This is a genomic window from Marinifilum sp. D714, assembly GCF_030851345.1.
In the GTDB taxonomy this organism is placed as follows: Bacteria; Bacteroidota; Bacteroidia; order Bacteroidales; family Marinifilaceae; genus Marinifilum.
The window spans coordinates 81,766-99,007 of sequence record NZ_JALPNU010000005.1 but is presented as its reverse complement, the minus strand read 5'-3'; the positions used below and the strand labels follow the sequence as shown (position 1 = coordinate 99,007).

11 protein-coding genes are annotated in these 17,242 nt (G+C 34.3%); all 11 read left to right on the top strand.

All coding sequences use genetic code 11. The annotated features are described in order from the left end of the window. Nucleotides 1-21: 21 nt before the first annotated feature. Entirely contained in the window at nucleotides 22-3,528 is a 3,507-nt protein-coding gene (locus M0051_RS07250; RefSeq protein WP_306740867.1) for a SusC/RagA family TonB-linked outer membrane protein, read from the top strand. A gap of 23 nt (nucleotides 3,529-3,551) precedes the next feature. Beyond that, nucleotides 3,552-5,060 carry a RagB/SusD family nutrient uptake outer membrane protein gene (locus tag M0051_RS07245; protein ID WP_306740866.1) on the top strand — a complete coding sequence of 503 codons (1,509 nt, stop codon included), beginning with the start codon at nucleotides 3,552-3,554 and terminating at the stop codon, nucleotides 5,058-5,060. Nucleotides 5,061-5,098: 38 nt separating this feature from the next. After that, entirely contained in the window at nucleotides 5,099-6,025 is a 927-nt protein-coding gene (locus tag M0051_RS07240; protein WP_306740865.1) for a hypothetical protein, read from the top strand. A gap of 104 nt (nucleotides 6,026-6,129) precedes the next feature. Then, the gene (locus M0051_RS07235; RefSeq protein WP_306740864.1) at nucleotides 6,130-7,224 is read left to right on the top strand and encodes a TlpA disulfide reductase family protein; all 1,095 of its coding nucleotides are present in this window, start codon (nucleotides 6,130-6,132) and stop codon (nucleotides 7,222-7,224) included. Between the two features lie 319 nt (nucleotides 7,225-7,543). Further along, nucleotides 7,544-8,431 carry a serine protease gene (locus tag M0051_RS07230; RefSeq protein WP_306740863.1) on the top strand — a complete coding sequence of 296 codons (888 nt, stop codon included), beginning with the start codon at nucleotides 7,544-7,546 and terminating at the stop codon, nucleotides 8,429-8,431. A 27-nt stretch (nucleotides 8,432-8,458) separates the two neighbouring features. Then, nucleotides 8,459-9,793 (top strand): TlpA disulfide reductase family protein, encoded by a 1,335-nt coding sequence (locus tag M0051_RS07225; RefSeq protein WP_306740862.1) that lies wholly within the window; start codon nucleotides 8,459-8,461, stop codon nucleotides 9,791-9,793. 503 nt (nucleotides 9,794-10,296) lie between these two features. After that, the gene (locus tag M0051_RS07220; protein ID WP_306740861.1) at nucleotides 10,297-10,845 is read left to right on the top strand and encodes an RNA polymerase sigma factor; all 549 of its coding nucleotides are present in this window, start codon (nucleotides 10,297-10,299) and stop codon (nucleotides 10,843-10,845) included. A 233-nt stretch (nucleotides 10,846-11,078) separates the two neighbouring features. Further along, nucleotides 11,079-12,257, top strand: coding sequence for a FecR family protein (locus tag M0051_RS07215; protein ID WP_306740860.1), 1,179 nt, complete (start codon nucleotides 11,079-11,081; stop codon nucleotides 12,255-12,257). A gap of 121 nt (nucleotides 12,258-12,378) precedes the next feature. Then, complete coding sequence (locus tag M0051_RS07210) at nucleotides 12,379-15,810, top strand: SusC/RagA family TonB-linked outer membrane protein (protein WP_306740859.1); 3,432 nt, start codon at nucleotides 12,379-12,381, stop codon at nucleotides 15,808-15,810. A gap of 11 nt (nucleotides 15,811-15,821) precedes the next feature. After that, the gene (locus M0051_RS07205) at nucleotides 15,822-16,604 is read left to right on the top strand and encodes a RagB/SusD family nutrient uptake outer membrane protein (RefSeq protein ID WP_306740858.1); all 783 of its coding nucleotides are present in this window, start codon (nucleotides 15,822-15,824) and stop codon (nucleotides 16,602-16,604) included. A gap of 92 nt (nucleotides 16,605-16,696) precedes the next feature. Further along, complete coding sequence (locus tag M0051_RS07200) at nucleotides 16,697-17,242, top strand: RagB/SusD family nutrient uptake outer membrane protein (protein WP_306740857.1); 546 nt, start codon at nucleotides 16,697-16,699, stop codon at nucleotides 17,240-17,242.

The following is a 17,242-nucleotide window of genomic DNA, read 5'->3' as shown; positions in this document are numbered from 1 at the left end:
GTATTAAAATTAGTGTTACTGATGAGTTTAGCCACTGCCTATGGTAGAGTGAACTCACAAATGATGATTTCGAGCTTAAAGCTTAATAGTGCTGATTTATCAGAAGCTCTAGAAGAAGTTGAAAAGTTAAGTCAATACGATTTTGTATTCAATTACAATGATGTAAAGGGATATGAGGTAACAGTTGACCTTGAGGATATTTCCTTGGAAAAGTGCCTTGACGAAGTACTATGTGGTCATCCTTTCCAGTATAAAACAGAGGATGATTTGGTAATTGTTTCCTATAAAGAACCGACTCTCAGGCCTGTAGTGCAACAGAAAAAGATTTCTATAAAAGGTAAGGTGACCGATGAAGAGGGAGTGGGATTACCAGGTGTTTCCGTTGTTGTGAAAGGAACCCATGTTGGAGTTGCAACCAATATCGATGGGGAGTATAATATCAAGGTGGACAATAGAAATGTAACCTTGGTTTTCTCTTTCGTAGGTATGGAAACACAAGAATATAAACTGAAGAAAAGTAATGTTCTGGATGTGAAATTAAGTGCTGATCAGGGACAATTGGGCGAGGTTGTTATTACCGGTTATCAAAACTTAGATGGAAGAAAGAAAACCGCTTCGATTGCTAGTGTTGATATGAGTGAAATAAGAAAACGCGTTGAACCATCTGTTGATCAACTTTTACAAGGTCAAGTGGCTGGTATGACTATTATGAATTCTTCTGGAGCTCCTGGTGCAGTCCCCCAAGTTAAAATACGTGGTACATCTACAATTTCGGGTAACACTCAGCCTCTATGGGTTGTGGATGGGATAATTTTAGATGACCCGATTAATGTTGATGTTAGTGACATTCTTGGGAATAGGAATTTGATTGCATCGGGTATTGGTGGTATCAATGTTTCTGATATTGCTTCTATTAATGTTTTGAAAGATGCATCTGCAACAGCTTTGTATGGTACTCGTGCTGCTAATGGTGTTATTGTTATTACATCGAAAAGTGGTAAAGCTGGAAAAACACAAATTAAATATTCTGGGAGTACAACATTATCGATGCGGCCAAGAATTGAAGATGCCTATATGATGAACTCTCAACAACGTATGGAAGTTAATCAAGAAATGACAGATGCTGGATATTCCTACATTAACTCAAATGATAAAGGTGAATATGGGGATGCATCCGATTTTGAAAAGTATGTAATTGATCTTCAGGATAAAACGATTACCAATGAGGAGTTCGCTTTAAAGATGAAAACGTTGGAAACTGCTAACACGGATTGGTTTAAACATTTATTTAGAAACTCGATCACTCAGAGCCATAGTCTAAGTATTTCGGGAGGTAACAAAAGAACAACTTTTTATGTTTCAGGTAGTTATAGAGATCAGCAAGCTACTGCAAAAGGAGTTGGCTTAAAATCGTATACCGGAAAAATTAAGGTAAGAACGAGAGTAAGAAAGAATATTAGATTAAATGCCCAGTTGGATATTACTTCAAGAGATAATACCAGTTTCTTTTCAGCAAACTCTAGAGAGAATCCATATGAAGCCGCTGTTAATACGACTAGAACGCAGAGACTTTATGATGAAAATGGGGATTATAATTACATGTATATTAATGATCTTAAGTTTAACTACTTAGAGAATAGAGCTGCTTCTTGGAGAAACTCAAACTCGTTTATGCTTAAAGGTCAGGTAAGTACAGAATGGGAGATGTTTAAAGATTTCCGTTGGACATCTACATTTAGTTTTTCTAAGGAAAGCACAACAGAAGAAGATGTTGCTAAAGAAAACAGTATTTATGTTAGAACTTCAAAGAAAAATTTCCTTAATCCTGAATTTGAACCCTTGTGGATTGATGGAGGCTTTTTTCAGGGAAAGAATACAAACAGACATTCTAAAACCGTAAGAAATCAAATTTCTTACAATCCTGTAATTGATGATGATCACGAGATAAATGTTATGTTGGGTACTGAAATAAATACCAATGATTATCTAGGTAATACAAATAGCATACATGGTTATACTCATGAACGTGGGCAACAAATGACACCACAGTGGGATTTTATTAAGGATATGGGAAGGCCTTATTGGTATAAATCTTCTAGCAAATCAGCCAGCATTTCTTATTATGGAGTTTTTGGCTATACTTATAAAGAAAAGTACACCTTAAACTTTAATGCAAGGAGAGACGGGTCTAATAAGTTTGGAGTTAAAAGCAATGATATATTTAAACCCTTATGGTCAGCTGGTTTTAACTATCAAATGAAAAAGGAATATTTTCTTGAAGATGTAGATTGGTTATCCTATCTAACATTAAGAGGGTCGTACGGAGTTCAGGGTAATGTTTCATCAAGTGCATACTCTAAAATAATTACAAGTATATCTCCATATAATAGACTAAAAGAACAAACTCAATTGCGAATTAATGCACCTAAGAATCAGAACTTAAAGTGGGAGCAGAATTATTCCAGTAATTTGGCTCTGGAATTTGGTTTGTTCGATAGAAGAATAAGGGGGACTTTCGAGTATTATTATAAGAGAGGTGAAGATCTATTAGGAAATAAGCAAGTTTCTCAAATTATTGGCTTTTCAAACATGACAGTGAATTGGGCTTCAATGGAAAATAGAGGTTTGGAAGGAAGTTTGTATGTGAAATTAATAGATAAAAAAGATTTTGACTGGTCGATAAATGTTAATGCAGGCTGGAATAAGAATAAAGTTCTAGATGTTTATTCAAACCCAGATTATGCAAATATCACAAATGCATCAAGAGGTTCATATGGTAATTCGGCAGTTATTGGGAAACCTATCTCTGGTCTTTATTCGTTTCGTTTTGCTGGTTTAAATGAAGAAGGTAACCCTACCTTTTACACCGGAAAATTTGATGATGAAGGAAATGAATTAACTGCTTTAAAAAGTATTGTTGATACTGATGCATTAAAATATGAAGGACCAATGGCTCCCACAATTCAAGGTGGATTTAATACAACAGTTTCTTATAAGAACCTTAGCCTATCTTGTTTGTTAATTGGTAGCTTCGGTAATGTTGTAAGAATGAGAGAGCTTCAAGGAAGTAGCCTCAATGGGTTTACGTTCCCTAATCCTGAAAGAAACTTACCTAGAGAATGGGTGAATCGTTGGAGAAAACCTGGTGATGAGAATTTTACTAACATCCCAAAATTTCAACATTTAAGAACTAACGAGCATTTGAATGGCCACCCCTCTAACACATACATGTATAATAATTCTGATTTAAGAACTGTAAAAGGTGATTTTGTTCGTTTACAAAGTTTATCTCTTTCATATAATTTATTTACCGATAGGTTAAGAGAAATGGGCATTCAAAATATACAGTTTAGTTTGATTGGGAATAATCTTCATGTATGGAAGAATTCAAAATTGAAAGGGCAGGACCCAGAAGCTAACATGGGGCTGTCGAATTATGGCAGACCTGAAAGAGGGAAAATCACTTTTGGAAATACCTACTTACCTGTTCCAAGAACTTATTCTTTCTCGGTTAATGTTAGTTTTTAATTTGAATACATAAATCATTTGATATGAAATATATAAGAAATATATTATTGGTATGTGTACTGTATTTATCACTTACTTCATGCGAACATTTGTTGGAAATAGACCCAGTAAACAGTATGGTACCCACAACTGTCAGCGATTTTGAGCAGGTACTTCTGAGTGGATACCCTGACCGTGAATTCTTTATGACAACTGAACTGTCTACTGATAATGTTGAGTTGAATTTTGCATCAACCTTGGAATTAAGTGATGTCAATTCTTTATGGTTTACATGGGCTGAATCTCATCAGGCTGAAGGTGTAATACAAGACCCAATTTGGGGAGAACTATACCGATCTATATATAATGCAAATTCGGTAATAGATGAGCTTGATTTATTGGAAATTTTACCTGAGGAAAAGGAATTATTTGATATTGTAAAAGGAGAAGCTCATGCAGTTCGTGCACTAGCCTACTTTTATTTGGCAAATTTTTATGCTGAACCCTATTCTAAGGAGAAAGAAAACATGGTTTGTGTGCCATTAATTACAACAGCTAATGGTCTTACCGACAGGATACAGAATAATACACGTGAAAGCATTGGTGTAATATGGAAGCTCATTGTTTCCGATTTGGAATTAGCCTCTAAATTGTTGAAAGGGAAATCATTTGATTCAAAATTCCGTTTCAATTACTATTCAGTGGAAGCTTTGAAATCTAGAGTGCATTTGTTTATGGGAGATTACGATAAAGCCATTAGTTCCGCAGATGTCGTAATAAATAAGTATAAGCTTTGGGATATGAATGAAATGCCTGAGCTTGCCCAACAGCAAGAAGAATCGATAGAATCTATGATTAATTATGAGTATGGATTCATTAACACTGATTACAATAAAGAAATTCTATTTTATTGGTGTTCTAATGGAGGTGCTACCGGTGCAAGAAGAAATATATTTTATTATTCACAAGGTATTGAAAAACCTTCTGATGAATTAATCGATTCATACTATATGTTGAAAGATGTATCTAATCCCGTAAGTGATACGATTCTGGATTATAGGAAATATATTTTTCTTCGAAATGTGGATAAATCAGATCCTAAGTGGAAAGAATATGGAACAAAATCGTATAAAATGTATCCAAGCCAGGGCGATAATGTTACAGCTTATATTGGTTTAAAATTAGGTGAGGTAATTTTGAATAGAGCTGAAGCTTATGCACGAAAAAATTTAAACACTGAAGCTCTTGATGATGTGAAATTGTTAATGAAAAAACGAATTCTAAGTGCTGATTACCCAATTTATGAGGCTTTTATTGATGCAGAGGAAGATGTATTAGGTAGAGTACTGCTGGAAAGAAGAAAAGAAACAGCTTTTGATGGAGGTTTAAGATGGATGGATATTAGAAGATTAGTTGATAGAAGAACTGAAATAATTCATACCGACAAAGAACAGAATGAATATATATTAAAAGTCGACGATCCACGTTACGTTTTGCAAATTCCACGTTCAGAGCAAAAGTTTAGTCCAAATATGGAATTGAATCCGAGATAATAAATTTAAAAATTACTTGTTTTAGAAAAAAAAATATTATGAAACAAAATTTTAGTTATTTATTGATATTAGCACTTTTTAGCTTATGTTTCATTTCTTGTGAAAAAGAAGACGAAATCGTTCCAACTGAAGATATAGCTATAGAACAACTTTTTAAACCTTCTGCTGATGCACATTATATGGAAGACTCATTATACAATAAGTTCAATGTGTGGGTGCGGACTAGTTTTGAAAAGGAAACAGACGTTACTAACTCTCCACTTTATAAGAATATTTCAATTAGAACTATTTTAAAGGTAGATGATGAATACCTAGAGAGTGCTTACAAGTATTATTCGACTTTACTGGAGAATTTCCCCCCATCTTTTTGTAAATTATACTTACCCTCAGAAATATTTATCGTGAAAGAGGCTTCAGGAGGATATGGACCTGAACTTAATACAAACATTGGAAGAAGTCGATTTTTAACCATGTGGCCCAATTCGCATCCTAGTGTGTGGTGGATAGAAAGAGAGGAGATCGATTTGAACGACTATGATAACCATTATTATAAAGATAAGGGACTTGCTTCCGATGTTTGGAGTAAACTTGTAGATATTAGTGGTCAGCTTCTTGAATATTCTAAGGAGGTTGAGGATGCTGGCTGGTCTTATTCTAAAATATATAGAGAAGAATTACTGGCATTGCCTTGGAGAGAAAGAGCACCTTTACGTGCAAAAATTGAAAATGAGGGGGGCTTTACTTATTGGTCAGGAAGTTTGTCTTTTAAGAGTGATATAGGTGGATGGATGAAATTAATTGCTCTCAATTCATATGAAACCATTAAGAGTCGGCATTTGGATAAGTCTGAAGCAAAAGCTAAAAAGTATAAAGCGGTTATAAAGTACTTTAATGATTTGGGCTGGGATATTCAGGCTACTGGTAACAAGTATGAAGAGTTGAATAAATTGTATCGTAATAATTAGTAAATTTTAAATAAAAACCATTAAGTCTGCCTTTTAAACGCGTTAATGTTCTAGGAGGCAGACTTTTTTCTTTTTTGCTAAAAATATCAGAAACATATAAAACTATGAGTCTTATTAAAATCTTTACAGCAGTATGCTGCATTTTATTACTTTCTTGCTCCCAAGTTAAAACAGATGGGTTTAAGATAAGTGGAAAAACAAATTATTTGGGTAAAGTTTACTTGAACGAAACCAAAGGCTACCAACTAATTCCCATTGATTCTGTTAATATAGAAATGGGAGAATTTGTTTTTACAGGTAGTGCTGAAAATTGTGAACAGTACTTTTTAACTTTTGAGAAGAAAAAGGGTGCTTTTGGATTTTTTCTATCAAATGAGAAAATAGCAATAAATATTTCTGATGAGCATCCATACTTTAGCAAGATCACAAAGTCGCCATTGAATATAGAATACCAGGGGTTTACAAATAAGATGAACGAATTGGTAAAAAAGCAGTCGGAAGAAAGGAAGAAGTATTATGCCGAAAAAGAGCAGGGGCGTCGTGATTCCTTGTTGACAATTCTTCAAAATTATGGGAAAGGACAAATCGAATTAGCCAAACAAACATTCGAGAGCAATAAAGAAAAGCCATATGCGTCAGCAATATTAGCCAATTATTTAAAGAATTATTTTTCTCATGAGCAACTGGATTCCATTGTACAAACAATGTCGGTGGAAGCAAAAAGCAACAAAATTACCAAGCAATTGATTGTTGAAATCGAGGCTCATAGAAAATCTGCCGAAGGACAGCCATATATTAATATTGCACAAAATTCTCCAGAGGGAAAGGTGGTATCACTGAAAGAAGTAGTGGCAAAAAACAAATGTGTACTAATCGATTTTTGGGCATCATGGTGCAGTCCATGTATTGCATCCCTGCCTGAAATGAAAGAAGTATATGCAAAATATAAGGACCAAGGTTTTGAAATTTATGCCGTTTCCATTGATAGCAAAAAAGAAAATTGGTTGAAAGCCATAAACAAACACGAGCTATCGTGGATTCATGTTTCTGATTTAAAAGGTTGGGATACACAAGCAAAAACCGATTATGCAGTGAATGGCGTACCAACGACAATTTTGATTAATAAAGATGGAATTATTGTAGCCAAAAACATGCATGGGAAAGAATTGGAAGATAAAATTGTAGAGTGCTTGGAGTAGCAAATTAAAAGAGATATTAATTTTATTTACTACTTCTATAAATAGGCTTCATAAATAGTATACAAATATGATAATAATCGTTATCGTAATATTGCTTGCCCTTATTCATAATACACATGCAATTGGCAGGAAGTTGGACAAAATTATAGAAGGATTAAATTCCATTAAAGACCAAAATAATAAAGTTGACGACCACTAATACATTCGAACTTGTGTATTGGTGAGAAAATAAGGGTTGGTGCAAGTCAAGAACACAAATTTTAAAGTGACTAATTTTTATAGCAGTAGTCATTAGGCTACTGCTTTTTTATAATATCATATGAAACATATAACCGTAATAATACTATTAATAGTATGTAATGGCATCTGCATAGCTGACAATTTGCATGAGCACACTACCAAAAGAAATGCAATTGAAAAAGAATTCATTAATGACAATTTTTACATTAACAGTTTAAAGCTAAAGATTGCAGAATTTGCTTCTGATAGTAGTACTGTGTCTGTAGAAACCATTGTAAGTCAATTAAAAAGAGCGAAATGCAAGATTCAGCTTGAAACTGAAAAATCTACTAGTTCATTTAGTTATAATGATTTAAAGCATAGTGTGCTTGCCATTGGAGAATTGTACAAATGCAAAAACTGTCCGGCTGGACATATCTCATCGGCTTCAGCTTTTGTTATCTCCGAAGATGGTTTATGTGTTTCAAATTATCATGTTTTCGATGTTTTATCTGAGCAAAAAGCAATGGTAATGGGCTTGGGTGTAAGTAATTTCGAAGGAAAAGTATATAAAATCCAGGAAATTTTAGCAGCCAATAAAAAAGATGACGTGCTCATTTTTAAAATTGATACACAAGGTGATAAATTAATTCCTTTACCATTGAATCGAAAGGTTTCTGTAGGCGACAAAGTAAAGGTTATATCTCACCCAAAACGAAAATTTTATGCCTACTCCGAGGGTATTCTAACAAGAAAACATCTTGCTGCAGGTATCAACTCTCCACGTTACAGTATTTCAGCAGATTATGCACAAGGTTCAAGTGGAGGACCGGTATTTGATCAAAATGGGAATGTAATTGGTGTGGTAGAATCCACCATATCAATATATTCAAGCGATAAACACATTCAAATGGTGATGAAAGATATTATTCCAATTCAGGCTGTATTTAATCTAATTGATCAAGTAGAAGAAAGAACTAATCTGTAAATTTTAACAAGTTGTATGTATTTTAGAATGTCAAAAATAATAATCGCATTGTTCTTAACCATAACGATATGGTCTTGTAATTTAGAGCAAAAAACGGTTCGATTACGAGGAGAACTTAGAAATTTTGGTACAGAAATATTTATGTCTAAAGGTACACCTGAAGGGGTTCTCTTGAAGGATGGCATTACCATAAGGCCGGAAGCCAATAATCTTTTTGAAATCACTTTTGAATTAGATAAACCAAGTTATTTTCGATTAGGTAGAAATACTCTTTATTTATCACCTGGTGATGATATACATTTGGAGTGTGATTATAATGATCCAAAGGCTGCAAAATTTGCTGGTAAAGGCGCTGATGCATGCTTTTATCTTTGTGCTAAACCATTTCCGAAAGGGGGCTCGTTTCTTAATGCAGGTGAAATGATTAAAGATGATCCAGATTTGCAAACAGTACAAAAACGCTTAAAAGATAAAATAGAGAAGCGCCTCAATGAATTGGAAGAAACACCTAATCTTAGTAAAAATTTTAAGAAGCTTGAAAAAGGGAGAATTAAGTTTGGAGCTGTAAATACTTTGTTTTCTTATGCTGGTTATGCCTCATGGATAAAAAAACTGACGGAAGAAGAGGCAGTTAAACTGGATAAGGAGGCTAAAATTTACTTTCAAAAGGATATCCACGAATATTTAACAGGTGGTGGTGATGCCTGCTATTTAAATCTGGATGTTTACAGGGACATTTGTTCCTCGGCTATTGAATTCATAGGAACAGAGAATGTTGATGAAGAAGTACTCGAATACATTAAAACAAATGGACTGATTTATTATCTGGCAAGTAAAGGTCCTGTAGAGGAGGTGAAAGAAAGAAAAAGCAAATTACTTGGTGAGTTAAAAAGTGAGGCATATAAAGAAATAGTGCATAAAGCTTTTGAAAAATATAAACCATTGCTCGCAGGGCAACCAGCACCTCAACTTGGGTTTAGAAACAAAGATGGAAAAGAATTTAAATTATCAGATTTTAAAGGAAAAAACCTTGTTATAGATATTTGGGCAACATGGTGTGGACCTTGTGTACAAGAATCTCCTTACTTCGAGAAGTTGGCGGATAAATACAAAAATCAGAATATAGAATTTATCGCCATAAGTATAGATTCCAATAAAGTTGGATGGGAAAAATATTTGGAAAAACACCCTAAAAAAACGAAGCAGTACATTACCAATCGTACAGAATTTAGTGCATATAGAATTCATGGGATACCTCGCTTTATGGTAATTGATAAAGATGGATTAATTGTAGATGTTTTTGCACCACGTCCCTCAGATAATAGACTGAGTGAAATCATAGATAGATGTTTGAATGACTAATAATCAATCAGAGACACAAATGTTTCGAAAATATAGAAGAAAATTTGTATAAAGCAATGGATTGGTGATTATTATATATAACCATAAACCCATAAAAAAATAGATTCAAGAGATCTGCAATAAGGATTTTATGAGAAATAAAAGTTTGAATGAATTATGTGGAATAAATCAAGAATATAATTAATAAAAATGCAAGCCGTCTGGCTTGCATTTTTATTGTATTTAAATTATTTAATAAGAGGGTATAATGATTGTAAACTGTATTTAGATTAAATGAAAATAATTATCATAAATAGGATAAGTACTATAGTTGGAATTTTAACAAATTTAAGTACTAGGTACTCTTAAAATATTTATTCTTTTATATACATTATTGTACATGACTCGCCAAATTGTCGGATTCGTTTTGGGTAGCTAGAACTAATCTTAAAAAGAGTAGGGACTTTTTTAATGGATGCATTGCTATTTCAATAAAATATATTTTCTATTTTTGGGAGCCCATTATGAAACATCAGGAACAAATCATTATTGAAAAAATGAAGAATGGCGACGAATCTGGATTGCGCCATATGTTTGATATCTATTATTCTCCACTATGCATTTTGGCAATGAGATATCTAGATGCTTTCGATGTGGCAGAAGATTTAGTTCAGGAGGTCTTCATAAATTTTTGGGAAAACAAGCGAATTCATTCTTTAAATTCCTCTCTTAAATCTTATCTCTTTACAGCAGTAAAGAATAATGCATTGAATTACATTCGTAAGAACAATAGGTATCGAATTGAAGAATTAGACGACGAATTCGATATTTTAATGGAAGAGCTAGATACTGATGTTTTGGAAGAGAAAAAAGCCAAGCTCTTCATGGAATTGGATCAATTGTCGGAACAGAGTCGTAAAGTTTTTGAAGCCATTGTGTTCGATAATATGAAATACAAGGAAGTGGCAGAAGAATTGGATGTTTCCCTAAACACGATCAAAACACATTTTTCCAGAGCCTTAAAGCAGTTGAGGTCTTCCCTCGATATCATTATTCTCATCATGTTATCTTAATTCAGGCAATTTTTTTGTTTGCGATGATCATGAGATCATTGCTTTGTATCACTGTTAACTTTTAACGGATGGTCTTTCTATGTCTACTTCTATTGGTTTTACAAATGCTTGCCGATATAATATACAAGGGAGTAAAAAAAAAGAAAAAATTTGTCACCCATTTTAGAAATCCTGAATCTCATTAATGAAAGTGCACACCAATTTTGTTATTAAATCGATCGGTTCAAAAAGAAATGGAAAGTAAGGAAGAAAATATTATCAATTGGGTTCGTGATTATTCCCGAGGAGAGTTGTGTGAGAATTCTAAGAAAGCGTTAGAAAGTTTCCTGAATGAAAGCAGAGAAAATAAAGCACTTTTTAATCACTATCGTCGTTTGTATGCAAATGGTCGTTCAATTGGTTTTTTGAATCAATTGAATGAAGAAAAAGCATGGAAACAGATTCAATCCAGCTTAAGCAAATCCAAAATAAAAACAAGAAAACTGCACATATGGCTTCCGTATGCTGCTGCTGTTGCCATTATTGCGATTGTGAGCACCATTTTAATCAAACAGCATAGCAGTAAAATTGACTTTAGTAAAGATTATAATTTCGAACAGTTAGCTCAACAAGGTGATATAAGTGCAACAATAACTTTGGCTGATGGTTCTCGAATAAAGCTTGTAGAAAATGAGAAGCAGTTGATTTCTGAAAAAGATGGAACGCAGATTGCCAAAGATTCATTGAATAATATTAGTTATACCCCTAATACAACTTCGAGTGAAAAGCTACTTTTTAATGCAATTGATGTGCCAAGAGGGGGCGAGTTTTCTTTAACGCTTTCAGACGGAACAAAGGTGTGGTTAAATGCTGATACAAAATTTCGATATCCAGTAAAATTTTCAAGTAGTAGGAGAGAGGTTTATCTCACTGGAGAAGCTTATTTTGAAGTGGCTCATAACAAGCAAGCGCCTTTTGTAGTTAACTCTCACGATGCCAAGGTGAAGGTGTTAGGAACCAGTTTTAATGTTTCGGCCTATGATGACCAGGAGTTTATTGCTACGACTTTGGTGGAAGGATCTGTTCAGGTTAATAATCTAGGAAATAAGAAGTTATTACAACCAGGTTACCAGTCTACAATCTATAGAGGTAGAGATGAAATTGAGATTCAAGGAGTGGATACCCACTTGTATACCTCATGGGTGAATGGAGTGTATGAGTTTGAAAATATGGAATTGGAGTACATTATGACTCAATTGGGTAGATGGTACGATGTGAAATTTTTCTTCACAGAGGAAAAGTTTAAGCACATCAGATTTACAGGCGCATTTGAGAAGGAAAATTCTTTTGAATATGCTTTGAATTTAATTGAGCGTGTGGCCGATGTGGATTTTGCAATCAAAGGGAAGCTTGTTGTTGTAGGAAGAGAATAAATATAAGATATATCGCTTTGGCGGATAAAGAAAAAACGGGAAATATTGGCGTATTCCCCGTTCAGTGATAATTAACTCCATTGTTGGCGCAATGGAAATTTAATAACCTCAATACAAATTTATGAAAATCATTGGAAATTGGAGGGTTTTACCACCTTCCATTCGAAAAATTGTACGTGTGATGAAAATAAGTGTATTCTTAGTTCTGGTCTGTACATTACAACTCTCAGCAAGTGTTATGCTTGGACAGCAAGTAAATCTTCAATCGGGAGAGATGTCTGTGAGAGAAGTTTTTAAAGAATTAAAAGCACAAACAGGCACCTATTTCATGTTTAGTGAAAAGGAGGTAGATGAGTCATTAACTGTGAATGCTAACTTTTCACAAGTAAGTTTAAAAGAAGCACTAGATGAAATGTGCAAACAGACTTCTTTAAAATATGAGATTATTGACGATTACGTTCTGATTACCAAAAGACCTCGAGTAATAGAACAAAAGCAAGAAGAGAAAAAAGAATTAAGAGGAAAGGTAACTGATGAAAAGGGGGAACCTTTGCCAGGAGCTTCAGTTGTTGTTAAAGAGACAACAATAGGCGTGAGTACGAACCTGGACGGGGAATTTAAACTCAAAATTCCAAACAATGGTAAAGTGATCATTCTTATCTCCTCTATTGGCTACAAGACAAAGGAGATTAAAGTTGGTGACAAGCTTGATTTTAAAGTAAAATTAGAGCCAGATACGGAGGTAATGTCTGAAGTGGTTGTTACCGGTTATTTTAATAAAGCCAAAGAAAGTTTCACGGGAACAACAGTTGCTGTAAGTTCTGAAGAATTGGAAAAACTTGGAAATGTTGATGTATTTACTGCAATTCAAAGTTTTGATGCCTCTTTTAAAATTGTAGAGAATGATTTAATGGGGTCCGACCCTAACTCCATGCCAAACATTCAAATCAGGGGACAGGCAAATTTTCCGGGAATATCAGAAACAGAGCTAAAAGGAAATACCAATATGCCTACGTTTATTTTAGATGGATTCGAGGTAAGCGCCCAAAAAGTTTTTGATATCGACAAAAATCGTATCGCGAGCATTACAATCTTGAAAGATGCTTCGGCAACAGCGATATACGGATCGAGAGCGGCAAATGGAGTTGTTGTGATCGAAACAAAGAAACCTTTAGCCGGGAAAATGCAGGTTACTTACAATTCAAGCATAGACATTTCTTTGCCCGACTTATCGGATTACAACCTTTTAAATGCAAAGGAGAAGCTTGAAGCAGAAAAATTGGCAGGCGTATACGATACATGGAATGGTGATTTTAATGGAATGGCGAACCAAATGGAGTTGGATGCTCTTTACAACAAGAGATTGTTGGCTGTAAAATCGGGTGTAGATACATATTGGTTAGCAAAACCCTTGCAAACATCAGTAGGACAAATGCATTCACTTTTCCTTGAAGGAGGGGATGAGTTTATGCGATATGGACTCGAAATGAGTTACAACAAAAACGTTGGAGTAATGAAGGGTTCTGGTAGAGATCGTTACAATACCGGAATTTATTTGCAATACAACACAAAGAACATTGTATTCAAAAACAAGCTTGATATTACTTATGTAAAGGCTAAAAATAGTCCGTATGGCAGTTTTAATCAATACGTTCGTTTAAATCCATATTATAGACCAACTGATGATGAGGGAAACATGGTATTTAAGCTTGGTGAAGGTGAAATAGGAAGTCACATTCAGCAATATAACCCTCTTTACGAAGCAGAAAAATTTGATAATTTTGATCGCAACGAATACATCGATGTAAGAAACAATTTATCTGTAGATTGGAAAATTACTTCGGAGTTGCGTTTGAAAGGGAATGCTTCCATATCAAAAAAGTTTGCGAATGCAGAATCTTTTGTTTCGCCAGGATCTGTTCAGTTTATTGGTTTTGAGGAAAAGGATTTTTTCCAAAGAGGTTCCTATACCATTTCAGATACTAAAACAACGAATCTGGATGCAAATGTGGTTCTTTCCTATTTTAAGAATTTTAACAATCATGTAGTCAATGCTGTTCTTGGTGGTGAAATTCAAAGTAATCACGATTTTAACGAGGGATATACAGCCGTTGGATTTTTGAATGATAAATTGAATCATATCAATTTTGCAAATCAATTTCGTCCCAATTCTAAACCTACAGGTTATGAGTCGGAAAGTAGATTGGCTGGTTCTTTCCTTTCGTTTAACTACAGTTACGACAACAGATATTTGTTTGATGCTTCAAGTCGTATTGACGGCTCTTCAAAGTTTGGAAAATTACAGCAAACAGCTCCTTTTTGGTCGCTTGGTACTGGTTGGAATTTACACAATGAGGAATTCTTGAAAGATAAGTTCTTCTTATCGTCGTTGAAGTTAACAGCCAATTTGGGAACCTCAGGAAATCAGAATTTTAATGCTTATCAGGCTATTACAACATACAAGTATTTAAGTGAAGTAAGGTATGGTTTGTTAACAGGGGCTGTATTAAAATCTTTAGGAAATGAGGATTTGAAATGGCAAAGTACATTAAGTCGAAATCTGGGCGTTGAGCTTGGATTATTGGATGAACGGATTAAAGTTGTTGGAAATTATTATTTGAATACCACTCATGATTTGTTAACAAATATTTCCATTGCCCCATCATTAGGATTTAGAAGTTTTAATGCAAACATGGGCGATGTGGATAATGAAGGATATGAGCTGCGCGTGCAAGCATTCCCTATTCGAAACAAAGAGAATGGAATGATGTTGAGCTTTTTTGCAAATCTTCGTCATAACAAAAATACCATTAAAAAAATCTCTAACTCACTAAAGGCATATAACGATAAAGTAATTGAGAATATGCGAAAAGAGATTGAATTGGATAATGATAATGATAGAACCAATGATGTAGCGCTTGATGATAGAACAACCACAGAAAGCATTTTACAGTTTAAAGAAGGACAGTCGTTGAATGCTATATATGCTGTAAAGTCAATGGGGATTGATCCTACTACAGGAGAAGAAATTTTCATAAAAAAAGACGGGAGCTTAACAAATGTATGGAGTCCGGAAGATTTGGTGGTGGTTGGAGAAGCTGCACCTAAATTTGAAGGTTTTTTTGGTGGAGCTTTCGACTACAAAGGATTTAGCTTGAACTATAATTTTAACTACCGATTGGGAGGCCAAATTTTAAACCAAACAGTTATCGATCGGGTTGAAAATGCAAAATTTTATGAGAATGCCGATAAACGTGCCCTTGAACAAAGATGGGCTCGATCAGGAGATCATACACCTTATAAAAACATTACAAATAAGAAGGTGACTAGAGCAAGTTCTCGATTTGTTGAGGATGATAATTCGCTTACCCTTACCAACGTGAATTTATCCTACCAGTTGCCTGATCATTTTGCAAATAGCTTGTCTCTGTCCAGAGTAAAATTGGGCGTACACCTTACTGATGTGTTTCGATGGTCATCTGTTGAAACAGAACGAGGGATCTATTATCCTTTCGCAAGAAAATACAGTTTCTCACTTAAAGTTAACTTTTAATTTATAGCATGATGAGTAAATTTTATATAGTAATCTGCTTTTTATTTCTTTTTACTTCTTGTTCCGACTGGTTAGATGTTAAGCCTGAATCAGAGGTTATTGAAGAGGATATGTTTGAATCAGAAGCTGGCTATAAAGATGCACTTGTAGGAGTGTATAGTCTGATGTCGGCAAGAGGAGTTTATGGGGGTAATTTAACTATGGGAACTCTTGATGTTTTGGCTCAAAACTATAATGTGAGGTTTAATCCTTCACTTACCAATCTCGCTAAATTTGATTATACAAAAGAATTGCCAGAGGGACGTATTAACCAAATCTGGGGAAGTATGTATAACGTGATCGCAAATTGTAATAGTTTAATCGGGCATATTGAACAAATGTCGAAAGAATCATTTACAGATGATAATTACAATTTGATTTATGCTGAATCATTGGGTTTAAGAGCCTATCTTCATTTCGACCTACTTCGAATGTTTAATGCGCCATATGTTTCAAATCCCGATTATGTAGGGATTCCTTATGTGACTACATTTTCTAAAGAGGTGTCCAGACAGCTGACTTCAAAGGAAACAATTGCACACATCAATGAGGATTTATCAAAGGCGATGGCTTTATTGGAGGGAATTGATCCAATTTTATTGGATGATGAAGAAAATAATTCTTCAAATCCATTTTTAATCGACAGACATAACCGAATGAATTTGTATGCCATAAAAGCATTGATGGCAAGGGTTGCATTGTATGTAGGTGATAAAGAAAAGGCATTAAGCTATGCAAAGGAGGTAATTGATTAGAACACTATTCTTTTATCAATCCTGGAAACATTATTAACAACAAAGATTACGCTTTTAACAACGAGCATATTTTTTCATTGTACACTTATAAGTTGAAAGACAATTCGGATTATTATCTTGCTCCTAAAGGAACTGACCAACTATTTATTAGTTCACCTGTAGAAAAAATGTTTGCGACAGATGATATTAGGTTCAAATACTGGTTAATCCAAAAGAAAGATGTTTATGAGATTGATCGATACTTTGTAAGAAAGTTTGAGCGTCCTGAAAAAGTTGAAGAAGCTGAAAAATACTCAGAGCCTAATGTTCCCCTTATTAAAATATCAGAAATGTACCTAATTGCAGCAGAGTGTTTGTCCGAAACAAATACCGCTGAAGCGTTAACATACCTGAATAAATTAAAATCTGAACGCGTTTCTCCGGTTGTGGAAAATGTAGCGAATAGTGCTGAATTATTAGAAATGATAAGAACAGAGTACCATCGTGAATTTTTGAGTGAAGGACAGACATTTTTCATGTACAAACGTTTAGCCCTAGATAGGATGACCAATTTTTCAGGGCTAACAGAAGAAATGGATGAAGCAAAATACATTTTTCCACTTCCCAAAGATGAAATTCAATTTGGAGGAAGAAAGTAA

What these genes read in the sequence shown, in the direction of transcription:
- M0051_RS07250 (WP_306740867.1), top strand. Translation starts at nt 22, where the DNA reads ATGAGTTTAGCCACTGCCTATGGTAGAGTGAACTCACAAATGATGATT.
- M0051_RS07245 (WP_306740866.1), top strand. Translation starts at nt 3,552, where the DNA reads ATGAAATATATAAGAAATATATTATTGGTATGTGTACTGTATTTATCA.
- M0051_RS07240 (WP_306740865.1), top strand. Translation starts at nt 5,099, where the DNA reads ATGAAACAAAATTTTAGTTATTTATTGATATTAGCACTTTTTAGCTTA.
- M0051_RS07235 (WP_306740864.1), top strand. Translation starts at nt 6,130, where the DNA reads ATGAGTCTTATTAAAATCTTTACAGCAGTATGCTGCATTTTATTACTT.
- M0051_RS07230 (WP_306740863.1), top strand. Translation starts at nt 7,544, where the DNA reads ATGAAACATATAACCGTAATAATACTATTAATAGTATGTAATGGCATC.
- M0051_RS07225 (WP_306740862.1), top strand. Translation starts at nt 8,459, where the DNA reads ATGTCAAAAATAATAATCGCATTGTTCTTAACCATAACGATATGGTCT.
- M0051_RS07220 (WP_306740861.1), top strand. Translation starts at nt 10,297, where the DNA reads ATGAAACATCAGGAACAAATCATTATTGAAAAAATGAAGAATGGCGAC.
- M0051_RS07215 (WP_306740860.1), top strand. Translation starts at nt 11,079, where the DNA reads ATGGAAAGTAAGGAAGAAAATATTATCAATTGGGTTCGTGATTATTCC.
- M0051_RS07210 (WP_306740859.1), top strand. Translation starts at nt 12,379, where the DNA reads ATGAAAATCATTGGAAATTGGAGGGTTTTACCACCTTCCATTCGAAAA.
- M0051_RS07205 (WP_306740858.1), top strand. Translation starts at nt 15,822, where the DNA reads ATGAGTAAATTTTATATAGTAATCTGCTTTTTATTTCTTTTTACTTCT.